Source organism: Salinicola sp. CPA57 (genome assembly GCF_003206035.1).
Lineage (GTDB): Bacteria > Pseudomonadota > Gammaproteobacteria > Pseudomonadales > Halomonadaceae > Salinicola > Salinicola socius.
The window spans coordinates 80376-93218 of sequence record NZ_PZJR01000019.1; the positions used below are offsets into that span (position 1 = coordinate 80376).

The 12843-nt window shown below is 62.1% G+C and carries 11 protein-coding genes and 1 pseudogene; 1 reads left to right on the plus strand and 11 read right to left on the minus strand.

What is annotated here, in order from left to right:
- Nucleotides 1–66: 66 nt before the first annotated feature.
- A complete protein-coding gene (gene pobA, locus DOM36_RS19060) occupies nucleotides 67–1251 on the minus strand; it encodes a 4-hydroxybenzoate 3-monooxygenase (RefSeq protein WP_110644041.1) in 1185 nt (394 codons plus the stop codon).
- Between the two features lie 167 nt (nucleotides 1252–1418).
- On the opposite strand from pobA, the gene DOM36_RS19065 reads away from it, so the two are divergent.
- Nucleotides 1419–2306, plus strand: a complete 888-nt coding sequence (locus DOM36_RS19065; protein WP_110644042.1) for a helix-turn-helix domain-containing protein — start codon at nucleotides 1419–1421, stop codon at nucleotides 2304–2306.
- Between the two features lie 140 nt (nucleotides 2307–2446).
- Here DOM36_RS19065 and pcaG read toward each other — a convergent pair whose 3' ends face one another.
- The 10 genes and pseudogenes from pcaG to DOM36_RS19115 form a co-directional block, all read right to left on the minus strand.
- The gene (pcaG, locus tag DOM36_RS19070) at nucleotides 2447–3079 is read right to left on the minus strand and encodes a protocatechuate 3,4-dioxygenase subunit alpha (protein ID WP_110644043.1); all 633 of its coding nucleotides are present in this window, start codon (nucleotides 3077–3079) and stop codon (nucleotides 2447–2449) included.
- A gap of 3 nt (nucleotides 3080–3082) precedes the next feature.
- Nucleotides 3083–3829, minus strand: coding sequence for a protocatechuate 3,4-dioxygenase subunit beta (pcaH, locus tag DOM36_RS19075; protein WP_110644044.1), 747 nt, complete (start codon nucleotides 3827–3829; stop codon nucleotides 3083–3085).
- Nucleotides 3830–3922: 93 nt separating this feature from the next.
- Nucleotides 3923–5215 carry a TRAP transporter large permease gene (locus tag DOM36_RS19080; RefSeq protein WP_110644045.1) on the minus strand — a complete coding sequence of 431 codons (1293 nt, stop codon included), beginning with the start codon at nucleotides 5213–5215 and terminating at the stop codon, nucleotides 3923–3925.
- Nucleotides 5212–5730: a TRAP transporter small permease subunit gene (locus DOM36_RS19085; RefSeq protein WP_110644046.1), complete on the minus strand. Its 519-nt coding sequence runs from the start codon at nucleotides 5728–5730 to the stop codon at nucleotides 5212–5214. Before DOM36_RS19085 ends, DOM36_RS19080 begins: the two co-directional genes overlap by 4 nt.
- A gap of 16 nt (nucleotides 5731–5746) precedes the next feature.
- Nucleotides 5747–6766: pseudogene (locus tag DOM36_RS19090) on the minus strand (TRAP transporter substrate-binding protein).
- Nucleotides 6767–6886: 120 nt separating this feature from the next.
- Nucleotides 6887–8071: an alpha/beta fold hydrolase gene (locus DOM36_RS19095; RefSeq protein WP_110644047.1), complete on the minus strand. Its 1185-nt coding sequence runs from the start codon at nucleotides 8069–8071 to the stop codon at nucleotides 6887–6889.
- 31 nt (nucleotides 8072–8102) lie between these two features.
- Nucleotides 8103–9419 carry a TIGR00366 family protein gene (locus tag DOM36_RS19100; protein WP_110644048.1) on the minus strand — a complete coding sequence of 439 codons (1317 nt, stop codon included), beginning with the start codon at nucleotides 9417–9419 and terminating at the stop codon, nucleotides 8103–8105.
- A 36-nt stretch (nucleotides 9420–9455) separates the two neighbouring features.
- The gene (gene pcaF / locus DOM36_RS19105) at nucleotides 9456–10673 is read right to left on the minus strand and encodes a 3-oxoadipyl-CoA thiolase (RefSeq protein ID WP_110644049.1); all 1218 of its coding nucleotides are present in this window, start codon (nucleotides 10671–10673) and stop codon (nucleotides 9456–9458) included.
- Nucleotides 10670–11518, minus strand: a complete 849-nt coding sequence (locus DOM36_RS19110; RefSeq protein ID WP_110644050.1) for a CoA-transferase subunit beta — start codon at nucleotides 11516–11518, stop codon at nucleotides 10670–10672. The genes pcaF and DOM36_RS19110 overlap by 4 nt, the downstream gene beginning before the upstream one ends.
- Nucleotides 11515–12333 carry a CoA-transferase gene (locus tag DOM36_RS19115; RefSeq protein ID WP_110644051.1) on the minus strand — a complete coding sequence of 273 codons (819 nt, stop codon included), beginning with the start codon at nucleotides 12331–12333 and terminating at the stop codon, nucleotides 11515–11517. The genes DOM36_RS19110 and DOM36_RS19115 overlap by 4 nt, the downstream gene beginning before the upstream one ends.
- Between the last annotated feature and the right edge of the window lie 510 nt (nucleotides 12334–12843).

A 12843-nucleotide genomic window follows, 5' to 3' on the forward strand; every position in this document is an offset into this window, starting at 1 on the left:
CAGCGCTGATAGCGCCCCCCTGCTCTCTTCAATAGCCGATGGAGCCGCCGCTTCATTATCGATGGTTTACTCCAGGGCTTCATAGGGCAACCCCACGTAGTTCTCGGCGATGGTGGTCAGCCCTGCCTCGGAGCCAGTGACATAGTCCAATTCGGCTTGCTGCATGCGGGCGCCGAAATCCTCTTCCTCGGAGAACTTGTGGAGAACCGAAGTCATCCACCACGAGAAGCGCTCGGCCTTCCAGACGCGCTTGAGGCAGGTCCGGGAGTAACGTGGCACCAGGTCGGTTCGGCCTTCGCGATACACCTTGAGCATCAGCCGGTACAGCGTATTGACGTCGCTGGCCGCCAGGTTGATTCCCTTGGCGCCCGTCGGCGGCACGATATGTGCGGCATCGCCGACCAGGAACAGGCGGCCATATTGCATGGGCTCGACCACGAAGCTGCGCAACGGCGCGATGCTCTTTTCCAGTGAGGACCCCGTCACCAGATTGGCGGCAACGTCCTCGGGGAGACGACGCCGGAGTTCATCCCAGAAGCGCTCGTCGGACCAGTCCTCGACCTTCTCTTCCAGCGGTACCTGCACGTAATAGCGACTGCGCGTCCGGGAGCGCATGCTGCATAGGGCGAATCCCCGCTCGTGGCGGGCATAGATCAGCTCGTCGGAAATGGGCGGTGTGTCGGACAGCAGACCCAGCCAGCCAAACGGATAGCTGCGTTCGAAGGTCTTCAGCCGGTCTTCGGGAATCGACTGGCGCGAGACGCCGTGGAATCCGTCGCAGCCCGCGATATAGTCACAATCTAGCCGCCGTGTTGCGCCGTCATGCTCGAACGTCACATAGGGCGCATCGCTGTCGAGGTCGTGGGGCCGTACGTTATTCACTTCATAGAGCGTCTTTCCGCTCTCGGCCTCGCGCGCTTCCATCAGGTCACGCGTCACTTCGGTCTGGCCATAGACCATGACCCGCTTGCCGCCGGTATGCGCCGCCAGGTCGATACGCACTCGGCGATTGTCGAAGGCCAGCTCGACGCCATCGTGCGGCAAGCCTTCTTCGTCCATGCGGCGGTCGACACCGGCTTCGCGCAGCAAATCGACCATGCCCTGCTCGAGCACGCCGGCACGAATGCGGCTCAAGACGTATTCGCCGCTGCGCCGCTCGAGGATAACGTTGTCGATCCCCGCGCGCTGCAGCAATTGCCCCAACAGCAGCCCCGATGGCCCGGCCCCGATGATTGCGACTTCGGTTTTGATGGTGATCTCCTCTTATTCGGCTCTGAGCGTTGCTCAGTCATCGGGTTGCATTTTTCACCGATAAAAAGCCACGAATAAGACACAAACCTCGGATGAATTTATACTTTTCCAAGATCGGCAAGTAACTTTGGTCGAAGCACCGACTTTCGTCGCACAGGGAGAAAGGCATGACGACACGGCGACAGGGTGTCATCCCGGTCTTCCAACTCTATGGCGAGACGCATCAATGGCCGACACCGGACTTGCTGCACTGTGAGTCCATCGCCGAACGTAGCCGTCTGCATGACTGGCATATCCGCCCGCACCGCCATGGCGATCTGGTGCATGTCCTGCATATCGCCCATGGTGAGGTCCGCTTGACCTTCGATGACGACGTGCAGCGCGTCCAGGGGCCACTGCTGATCGTCGTCCCCGCTATGAAGGTGCATGCGTTTCGCTTTTCGCACGATGTCGATGGCCACATCATCACCCTGGCGATGCCGCTGGCGGCCCATATCGCCGACACGTTGCATCCCCAGGGCCAGGTGCTGGCGCGTGCGGGTTTTTATCCATTGGCCGAACAGGCCGAACGCGCCCCCATCGCCACGCTCGTTGCCCAGCTCGATGCCGAGTACCGCCTGCCGGCCGAAGGGCGCGATGCCTTGCTCGAGGCCTTGCTCAAAAGCCTTCTGGTCCTCGCCTCACGGCGTGCCACGCGGCGTCAAATTCGACACTTACGCCATCATGAACGCGGCGAAGCGCATCTCGCCCGCTTTCAGCAACTCATCGAAGCCCACTACCATCAGCAGCCCAGCATTCCCGAACTTGCCGAGCATCTGGGCATCAGCAGCGCGCACCTCAGCGCGGTCTGCCAACGGCTCGCGGGACGCAGCGCCCAGCAACTGCTGCATGAACGGGTACTTCTCGAGGCCAAGCGTCACTTGACCTATACCAACATGACCATCGGCCAGGTTGCCGAACGGCTGGGGTTCACGGAACCGGCCTATTTCACACGCTTCTTCAAACGCAGTGTCAAGCTGACGCCGACGGCGTTTCGTCAGCGTGGCGGGAGATGAACAAGCAGTTGAGACCTCAACTCTCCGCTGGACGTGGTGGAAGCCAGCATTTGCAACACCGCCTGAGAGTGCTGCTGGCTAGAACCTCCGACAGTCGTTACCGACGATCAGGTAACGCCTGTAAGGTGAAACGGTCACGCTCAGAAGTCGAAAAATACCGTCTCGCCCTCACCCTGGAGGCGAATGTCGAAGCGGTAGCGAGGCTTGTCTTTGCCCTCTTCTCGCGTGGCAATCAGCGTCCGGCGCCGTGTGGGCGACTCGACCGCATTGAGCACCGGGCAAGCCGCGTTGGCGTCGACCTCGTCATCGAAATACAGGCGCGTATGCAACTGGATATTGATGCCACGAGCGAATATGGCGAGCGTGACATGTGGCGCCATCAGGCGACCGTCGCGACACGCGACCTGGCCCGGTTTGACGGTGTGAAAGCACCACTCGCCGTCGTGCTCCGCCGTTGTCGCGGTGCGTCCGAAACTGTTGAAGGGCGCACGCAGATCGAACTCGTACTGATAGTTGCCATGGGCATCGGCCTGCCAGGCTTCCAGCAAGGCGTCACGCACCAGGTCGCCGTTACCGTCGATGACGCGACCCACCAGCTCGATGGCCTCGCCATCGGCTTCGGGTGAGGCGAGCCGGTTCCAGATTTCTTCCCCGCGCGGCGGCAAGCCGGCAATATCCAGGGCCAGGCCGATATGCACGTAAGGCCCTGCCGTCTGTGACGCGGTTTCACGCAGCATGTTTGCAGCGCAAGGCTGTGAGTTCGGCTGTTGCATGGTTTACCCCTGATTCTCGAAATAGGTTTGCAGTTCACCACGGACCACCAGGTCGAAACGGTAGGCCAGGCAATCCATCGAGCGGCTGCGCGCCATGTCGAGACGACCGGTCATCGTCTCCACGGCTTCGGGATCGCGCAGGGTTTGTACGATGGGACACAGCGGAATCAGCGGGTCGCCCTCAAAATACATCTGCGTAATCAGCCGTGTGGAAATCGACGGGCCCATCACCGAGACGTGGATATGCGCCGGACGCCAGCTATTGATGTCGTTGGGCCAGGGGTAAGGGCCGGGCTTGACAGTGCGAAAGCGATACCAGCCCTCGCCGTCACTCAGGCAACGCCCCACGCCGCCGAAATTGGGATCGAGCGGCGCCAGGTAGCCGTCCTTCTTGTGGCGGTAACGCCCACCGGCATTGGCCTGCCACATTTCCACCAGGGTATTGGGCACCGGCTTGCCGAACTGATCGACGACGCGGCCGAACATGATGATCCGTTCACCGATGGGCAACCCGGCCTGTCCGGCGCGCGCAGGATCTTCACGATAGTTGAGCAGCAGGTCATTGTCGTGGAGGCCCATGCGCAGGCGCGAGAAATCCGGGCCGCCGAGTTCGGAGACGCTGGGCACCTGCATGCTGACGTAGGCTTGATTGGGGGAGCGCGCCACCGAGGTCTTGTAGCCCGGCGCATAGGCCGGGGGGTGCCAGTTACGGTCGCGCTCGACGAAGCGCTTGTTATCGTTGCTGGGCATGTCATTCTCCAACTCTTAAAGCGTGTTTGAACTGGTTAGCCGGACAACCTGATCCCGGCGGTACACGAGCTTGCTTCCTGGAATCCGGCAGCTTCACGGCGTCAACCAGAAGAGACTCAGCGCCGGAAAGATGATCAGCAGCGCCAGGCGCACGAAGTCCGAGACGATGAACGGCGCCACGCCGCGAAATATCTCACCCAACCCCACATGCGGGGCCATCGCCTTGATCACGAACACGTTCATGCCTACCGGCGGGGTGATCAGGCCGAGCTCCACGGTGAGCACGGTGACGATGCCGAACCAGATCGGGTCTATGCCCAGCGCCTGGATGATCGGATAGACCACCGGCACGGTGATCACCAGCATGGCGATCGAATCCATGAACATGCCCAGCACGAAATACAGCAGCAGGATGCACAGCAGAACCACTATCGGCGACAACGAGAGGCCGAAAATGAAGTCGCTGATCGAGAATGATATCCGGGACACCGAGATGAAATAGCCCAGCGTATCGGCGCCCACCAGCATGAAAAATACCACTGTCGATAGCGCCAGGGTCTCCTGTACCGCGGCCCATAGCTCTCTGCCACGCAGTCCCTTGAGAAGGGCATAGAGTAACGTGACGAAAGCCCCGACGCTGGCGCCTTCGGTTGGCGTGAACAGCCCGAAGTAGATGCCCAGAATGATCACCAGGAACACGCCAAAAAACGGCAGCAGTCCGGCCAGCGAGGCGAACTTCTCGAGCCACGAGGTGCGTTCGCCCGACGCCGCCAGCGAGGGCCTGAGGTGCACCACCACGGTCACCGTCAGGGCGTAGAATAACAGCCCCATCAGCCCGGGAATCAGCCCGGCCATGAACATGTCGCCCACCGACTGCTCGGTCAGAATGGCGTAGATCAACAGCGCGATGCTCGGCGGGATCATGATCCCCAGCGTGCCGCCTGCGGCCAGCGCCCCGGTGGCCAGGCCGCGGTTGTAACCATGACGCTCCATTTCCGGCAGCGCGACGCGGGTCATGGTGCTGGCGGTGGCCAGTGACGATCCGGAAATCGCCGAGAAGATCCCGCACGAGCCCACCGCGGCGATCGCCAGGCCGCCCTTCCAGCCCCCGCAGATCACCCGTACGGAATTGAACAGCTTGCCGGCCATGCCGGAATGCGCCGCCAGCACCCCCATCAGAATGAACATCGGGATCGCGCTGAAGCTGTAGTTCGACAGCACCTCGACCGGCACCGACTTTACCATCGACAGCGCCGCGCCCCAGGAGATCACCTGAGCAAAGCCGCCGACGCCGACGATCAGCATGCACAATGCCACTGGAACGCGCAGCACCATCAGTACCAGCAGCAACCCGAGGCCCAGGGCGCCGATCATTTCACTACTCATTCGACGCTCTCCACTTGGTGGGCAAATATCGCCCCGAGCGCGGCGTGGAGCAGGCAACGCACGCTGAGCAATACACACAACCCCGAAGCGATGGCATAGATCGGCGCCATCGGCAGGCGCAGGTCCTGGGTAGTCTCGCCGTGAGAGGCAGCGCTGGCCGCCGCATCCCATAACCCAAACGCCAAAACCAGCCCCAGTACCACGAAGCCCAGCAGGTAAACGCCGGCGATGCGCGCCTTGAGGGAATCGCGCAAACCATGGCTGAAGGCTTCCACCACCACTTGGCTCTTCTCGACATTGGCGGCCATCGCCGCCAACAGCGCGAACAGCATCAGGTAGCTGACCAGCTCCACGCTACCCACCACGCTCAGCGAGAGGGCCCCGTCGCTCAAGCGGTAGAGATAACGCAACGCCACGTCGACCACCGTGACACCCAACAGGCCGATCAGGGCGAGGCCGGCGATGAGCCGCGAAAAGACTTCCAGCCAACGGCTGAACCGCAAAAGCGCATGCATGAATCGGGCTCCGAATTTATTGCGCGCAGGCCCGGCTTGCATCCTGCGCGGCCTGGTAGACGTCACGCGCCTGATCGCGACCACGCGATTCGAGATCGCTCAAATAGCCGTCGATGCCATCCTCGAGCGGCTTCTGCCAAACGGGGTCGTCAAGCGGGTTGTCGACCACGCGAATGGTATCGCCGGCCTCTTCGGCCTGCTGCTTACCCGCCCTGTCTTCAGCAGCAAACACCCGACCGGCCTTGTCCGCCCATTTCATTCCCGAGTTGTCGTCGATCACTTGCTGCTGCTCAGGGGTCAGCGACTCGTAGGTGTTCTTGTTCATGGTGGCGACGAAGATCAGCGTGTAGAACGGCACCTGGGTGTGATAACGGGATAGCTCGTTGAGACGGAAACCTTTCATGCCCTCCCAGGGAAAGCTCAGGCCGTCGATCACGCCACGCTGCATCGAGGTGTAGATATCCGGCGCGGGCATGCCCACCGGCTGAGCGCCCATGTTCTCGAGAATGTCTCCGGCGACCGCGGTGGGTCGGCGGATGCGCAGGCCTTCGAGGTCCGCCGGCTTCTGCACGTCGGTTTCCTTGGTATGGATATAGCCCGGCCCGGTGGTGAACATGAACAGCACATGGGAATCGTCATACTCGCCGCTGATCTGGCCGTCGTCGTAAAGCGTCTGCAACACGCAGGCACCCTGCGGAGCCGACTCGGCGACACCCGGCAGCTCGACGATCTGGCTGAGCGGGAAGCGACCGTTGGTATAGCCCTGGGCGGTAATGCCGATATCGGCAATGCCATTGACCGCGGCATCGTAGGTCTCGTCGGCCTGGCTCAAGGTCTGCGAGGGGAAGTTCTGGACCTTCAGCGAGCCGCCCTACTCCTCTTCGATGGTCTTGGCCCATTTCTCGAAGATCTGCTGGTTGATGGCCGAACCACCTGGCCAGAAATGCGACATGCGAAGCGTGGTGTCGGCTTGGGCGGCAGCGGCCGCTCCAGCTACCGAGAGTGCGAGAACGGTGCGAGCGAAGATGCGGTTCATGGTCGAGTCCCTGTTATCCGGCGGTTTTTCAATATCGACTGATATCTTTGCGGGCCAGCCGCACTTCGTCCATTAGACGAACGTTAGTTCGTCTTGCGAACTCGGCGAGAACTGATGCTCTCACTCGCTCTCCTCTCCCCACCCCAGCTGCTTGGCCAGAGAGAAGGCGTGATTGGCTGCCGGAACGCCGGCGTAGATGGCCACGTGCATCAGTACCTGGCGAAGTTCGGCTTCACTCAGACCGAGGCGCTTGGCAGTCTTGAGATGCAGCACCAGTTCTTCCCGACCCAGCGCGGCCAGAATGCCAGTGGTGATCATGCTGCGTTCTCGCCGGCTCAGGTCGTTGTTACTCCACAACTCGCCCCAGGCCAGCCGCGTGATCATCTGCTGGAAAGGCGCATCCAGGCTGGTGGCATTCTCCGTCGAGCGAGCGACGTGCTCCTCGCCGAGCACCTGCTTGCGAGTCTCAAGCCCGGTCGAGTAATCGACGCCGCGCTCGCCGACATCGCCAAGCTCCACCGCCAATGTCGCCAGTAGCAAAGCCGCGAATCGTTCGGGCGCCTCCACCGAAGGCACGTGCCCGACGCCGTCGAATATCTCCAGCGGCGCGCCGTCGCACTCTGCAGCCAATGCCTCGAGCGTCGCCGGCGGCGTTGCCGCATCCTCGCTGCCACCGAACAAGCGGATCGGCACATGCTTGCCGCTCAGGCGCCCGACGAAGGTGTCCCGACCCAGCATCTCGCACAGCCGGGCGTAGGACTCGGCGTCGCCGCACCCCATCTGAATGCACCAGCCGTCCTTGAGCGCCGGCTCGGCTTTGATCCGTGTCGGCGCGAACCAGCGTGGCACGATCTCACCGGCCATCGCTGCCAACCCTTCGTCACGGACGCGCCGCGCTCGGGTGTTCCACAGTTCCGGGCTGCCGATCACGGCGCCGGTATTGGTCAGGGTGGCCGACAGCAGGCGTTCGCCATGCGCGGCGATCATCTGCTGACCGATGACGCCACCGATCGAGGTGCCGACGAAGTGGAAGCGCTCCACACCGGCGAGCTGCACCAGGTCCAGTACTTCGCCGGCCAGCCGCGCCGGCGTTATCGCGCCGCCGTTCGCAGGCCAGGCCTGGCTGGCACCGTGGCCCGGCAGGTCCCAGGTCAGCACGCGATAGTGCGGCAGCAGTTGCGGCAATAGGTCGTCCCATACCGCCTGGGTCATCCCGAGTGGATGAGCCAGAACCACCAGCGGGTTGGCCTCGGCACCCAGCAACCGGTAGGCAACGGTACGCGCTTCAATGTTGGCAAAAGGCATGTCGCGGTCCTCGAGAAGTCAGTGTTTCCTGTCAGGCGAAAGTCGCCAGCGCGACGAAGGTGCCGGCAATCGCCACGCCGGATATCACCAGCCAGATCAACAAGTAGCCCATGATGTCACGCGCTGACAGCCCGGCAACGCCCAGCAGCGGCAGCGCCCAGAAGGGCTGGATCTGGTTGGTCCAGCCATCGCCCCAGGTAAATGCCATGATCGTGCGAGCGGGATCGGCACCGATAGCGGCCGCGGCCTGCATCATGATCGGCCCCTGGATAGCCCACTGGCCGCCGCCGGAGGGTATGAAGAAGTTCACCGCCCCGGCGGAAAGAAACGTCCACAGCGGGAATGTCTCCGGTGTCGCCAATGAGATGATCATTTCCGAGAACTGGGTCACCAGGTCGGCATGGGTCATCATTCCGGCGATTCCGGCATAGAGCGGAAACTGCACGATGATGCCGCGCGCCGCGCCGACAGCCTTTTCGACAGCACTGAGATAGGCCGCCGGACTGTTATGCAGCAACAGGCCGAGCGCCAGGAAGATCAGGATCACGGTATTGAGGTTGAGACTGAATCCCTGAGCGATCATCTGACCGACCAGATAGACCGCGGCCAACAGGCCCATGAATAGTGTCGGCAGGCGGCTATTCTCGATGCGATCCGAGAAGCTGCCATCGTGACGAGCATCCGATTCATTCCCCTCGTCATCGGCATCCGACGTTTCCAGGCGCACGATCTTGTCGGGCTGTTTCTGCAGCACGAAAAACAGCACCAGCAATCCCAGCAGCGCCAGGGTGAGCACGATGTTCCAGCTCGAATAGAGCGTCTCGGAGACCGGGACGATGCCAATGGCATCCTCCATGAAGTGCCCCGGCGTGGCGATGACCAGCGGAATCGAGGAAGACGGACCCCGCACCAGCTCGCCACCGTAAGCGGCGGCAACCAGCAACGGGAAGTGAATCGCGACCCGGCGCCCCATCTCGCGGGCCAGAATCGCCCCCGCGACCATACCGAAGCCCCAGTTGAGGTAGTAACAGACAAAGCTGACCACGATCGTCAGCACCAGCGCCTGACGAGGCGTACTGGCCTGCCGGGTCAATCCGCTCAGCAACTGCTGCATCACCGGCGTCAGCGCCAGCACATAGCCGGTCAACAGCACCAGCACCATCTGCATGCCGAACTTGAACAGCGACGAGAAACCGTCGCCCCAGTAACCGGCCATCGCCATCGGCGACTGGCCCCCCAGCGTCATGCCGAGAACGAAGACGATAGCGGTGAGAATCACCGCCAACACGAACGCGCTGGGCAGATAACGCTGCACGATATGCACGGAAAAACGGGTAACCGCTTCCATCGAAAATCCTTCCCTAAATCGAGCTATCGACGTCGATCACACCCGCTCGAGAACGGTGGCGATCCCCTGTCCGACGCCAATACACATGGTGCAAAGCGCGAAGCGACCGCCTTTCTGCTGCAGTTCGTGCATGGCGCTGGTGATGATGCGACCGCCCGACATGCCGAGCGGGTGCCCTAGCGCAATCGCGCCGCCATTGGGGTTGACGCGCGGGTCGTTGTCATCGAGACCGAGTTCGCGAAGACACGCCAGCGACTGGGAGGCGAAGGCTTCGTTCAGTTCGATGTGATCGAGCTGATCGAGCGTCATGCCCAGGCGCTTGAGCAACTTCTGCGAGGCGGGCACCGGGCCGATACCCATGATGCGGGGCTCGACGCCGGCGGTGGCCATGCCGTGAATTCGCACCATCGGCACCAGGTTGTAACGCTTCACCGCCGCCTCGCTGGCAACGATCATCGCTACCGCACCGTCGTTGACACCGGAGGCGTTGCCGGCGGTGACGGTGCCGGCAACGCTGGAACCGGCGGCACGAAATGGGGTTGGTAGTGTGGCGAGCTTCTCCAGGCTGGTCGCTCGCGGGTGTTCGTCAGTATCGAAGATCAGCGCTTCCTGCTTGCGCCGGGGAATTTCGATCGGCTCGATCTCCAGCGCCAGGCGGCCGCTGTCCTGGGCGCGCTTGGTCTTGCGCTGAGAATCAAAGGCGAACTGATCCTGATCGTCCCGCGAGATATTGAACTGTTCCGCAACGTTTTCCGCCGTTTCCGGCATCGAATCGACGCCGTACTGCGCTTTCAGCAGCGGATTGATAAACCGCCAGCCAATGGTGGTGTCTTCCAGGACCTGGGTGCGCGAGAAGGCGGTCTCGGCCTTGCCGACCACGAGCGGTGCCCGCGACATCGACTCGACCCCGCCGGCCAGCATCAGATTCGCCTCGCCGGCGCGAATCGCCCGCGCCGCGGTGCCGATGGCATCCATGCTCGAACCGCACAGGCGATTGATGGTCGAACCCGGCACGTTGGTGGGCAACCCAGCCAGCAGCAACGCCATGCGCGCGACGTTGCGATTATCTTCGCCTGCCTGATTGGCGCAGCCCATGATCACGTCATCGATAGCGGCGGGATCGAGATCCGGCGCCTGGCGTAACACGGCCTCGAAGATGCGCGCCGCCATGTCGTCGGGCCGCAGCGATGACAGCGCACCGCCGAACTTGCCGACGGCGGTGCGGCGCGGGTGGCACAGATAGACGTCGTTCATGAATTGGCACCCTTGTCCGCTTGATCGTCTGCCTGGTCGTCGGCGCGTCCACCAGCCTGATCGCCCGCATGGTGACGGTCGGTACGCGCCTTGAGCTCACGCAGAACCGTCAGTTCGGTGTCATCCGGTTCCGGTGTCGACTCAAGCGTCGCGGCGAAACGAATCTCCCAACCGGTCGCCTCCTGCACCTGCTGGCGAGTGACCCCGGGATGCAGCGAGACCACTACCAGCTCCTTGGTCTCGGGGTCCGGCTTCATCACGCAGAGATCGCTGATCACGCGGGTTGGCCCACGGCCGATGTTGGGCACACCGTTGCGCGCGGTTCCGTCGCGGCCGAAGCCGACCGTCGTAACGAAATCCACCGCTTCGACAAAGGTGCGTGTCGAGTGCTTGACCGTAATGAACACTTCCCGAGCACAGGTCGCGATCTCTGGCGCCCCGCCGCCGCCCGGCAGCCGCACCTTGGGCTCGCGATAGTCGCCGATCAGTGTGGTGTTGAGGTTGCAGTAACGGTCGATCTGCGCCGTGCCGAGAAAGCCGACATCGACGTGACCGCCCTGCAGCCAGTAGCGAAACATTTCGGGCACCGAGACCGTGGTCAGCGCGGTCTCGCATAGCTCGCCATCACCAATCGACAGCGGCAGCACATCGGGCCGGGTCTGCAAGGTGCCGGATTCGTAGATCAACACCACTTCCGGGGCGTGCGTCAGGCGCGCGAGATTGGACGCCTCGCTGGGCAGACCGATGCCCACGAAACAGGTAGAGCCATTGCTCAGCGCCCGGGCGGCGGTCACGGTCATCATTTCGGCGGCGGTATAGGGTCGAGTGACAGTCGTATCGCTCATGCATCGTCTCCCTGACTGAAGACATGGTCCTGAAGCCACGTATCGAAGGCTTGGCGATCGCGGGCGATGGCGTCCCAGGCCTTGTAGAAGGCGTTGTCCCGCGGATAGTAGCCGTGGGCGTAGGATGGATAGGCACCGCGTTCTGCTACCACGATGGCATCGATCGCCCAGCCTGGAATCACGCAGGCATTGGGGCCGGCGGCGAGATCATCGACGATCTCCTCGACCGTGACGATGCTACGCTCGGCCGCCAGCACGACTTCCTTCTGTACACCGACGATGCCCTCGACCAGCACGTTGCCCTGGCGATCGGCCCGCTGCGCGTGAACGATGCCCACGTCCGGCCGCACCGACGGCACTGCCGCCAGGCGCTCGCCGCTGAACGGACACTCGATGAACCGGATCTGAGGGTTGACCTTGGGTAGATCGCTGCCGACATAGCCGCGCAGCACCGCAAGCGGTAGCCCGGCCGCGCCGGCTTCGAACGCGCAGGCCATGGCCGCATGGCTGTGTTCGAATATCTCGATTGGATGGGGATAGCCCTTCTCGACCGCGTCGCGTAGCCGATGCAGCGAGCCGACACCGGGATTGCCCCCCCAGGAGAAGATCAACCGCTTGGCGCAACCGGCACCGATCATCTGGTCGTAGAGTAGATCCGGCGTCATCCGGATCAGCGTGAGATCACGCCTGCGCTGGCGGATCACTTCATGACCGGCGGCAAAGGGAATCAGATGGGTAAACCCTTCCATGGCAAGGGTCGCACCATCCTCGACGTAACGCGCAACAGCGTCGCGCAGAGAGAGAAATTCAGCCATGTGCGTTCGACTCTCGATAGTGTTCGCTAAACGAACACTGGTTTGTGATACGAACAAAGCTATCGTCTCGATACCCTGTGGTCAAACAGGGAAAAATCGGAAAATCTCATCGCCATGACGCTTTGAAAAAGACAATAAAAACCAAGTAATCAGTTGCTTAGTTGTTATCCAGCAGTCACCAAACGGGCGCTCCCGCCGGAAAAATTACGACCAATGTATAAGGGGTAGCAGGAATTTTTTGAGTGCATCGATGCCCTCTGTCATTACCCGGACACGGTCTACTGGAGGCAAGCGGGGGCGCAGGCAGCCCTGCTCCTGGCAACGGGACCGGCATCATTCGTGGCACAGGGTCAAGACCAGACAGGATCTGAGATCGATGAACATCCCCCGAAGTCGAGCCGATAGGAGACGAACCGATGGAAGCGAATCGTTGGAGAGTCGAATCAAAGGACAAACGACTCGCCCGAGCGCAATACCCCGACGCAATGTCGGGATACCGGATTCGAGCGC

What these genes read in the sequence shown, in the direction of transcription:
- DOM36_RS19065 (WP_110644042.1), top strand. Translation starts at nt 1,419, where the DNA reads ATGACGACACGGCGACAGGGTGTCATCCCGGTCTTCCAACTCTATGGC.
- pcaG (WP_110644043.1), bottom strand. Translation starts at nt 3,079, where the DNA reads ATGCAACAGCCGAACTCACAGCCTTGCGCTGCAAACATGCTGCGTGAA.
- pcaH (WP_110644044.1), bottom strand. Translation starts at nt 3,829, where the DNA reads ATGCCCAGCAACGATAACAAGCGCTTCGTCGAGCGCGACCGTAACTGG.
- DOM36_RS19080 (WP_110644045.1), bottom strand. Translation starts at nt 5,215, where the DNA reads ATGAGTAGTGAAATGATCGGCGCCCTGGGCCTCGGGTTGCTGCTGGTA.
- DOM36_RS19085 (WP_110644046.1), bottom strand. Translation starts at nt 5,730, where the DNA reads ATGCATGCGCTTTTGCGGTTCAGCCGTTGGCTGGAAGTCTTTTCGCGG.
- DOM36_RS19095 (WP_110644047.1), bottom strand. Translation starts at nt 8,071, where the DNA reads ATGCCTTTTGCCAACATTGAAGCGCGTACCGTTGCCTACCGGTTGCTG.
- DOM36_RS19100 (WP_110644048.1), bottom strand. Translation starts at nt 9,419, where the DNA reads ATGGAAGCGGTTACCCGTTTTTCCGTGCATATCGTGCAGCGTTATCTG.
- pcaF (WP_110644049.1), bottom strand. Translation starts at nt 10,673, where the DNA reads ATGAACGACGTCTATCTGTGCCACCCGCGCCGCACCGCCGTCGGCAAG.
- DOM36_RS19110 (WP_110644050.1), bottom strand. Translation starts at nt 11,518, where the DNA reads ATGAGCGATACGACTGTCACTCGACCCTATACCGCCGCCGAAATGATG.
- DOM36_RS19115 (WP_110644051.1), bottom strand. Translation starts at nt 12,333, where the DNA reads ATGGCTGAATTTCTCTCTCTGCGCGACGCTGTTGCGCGTTACGTCGAG.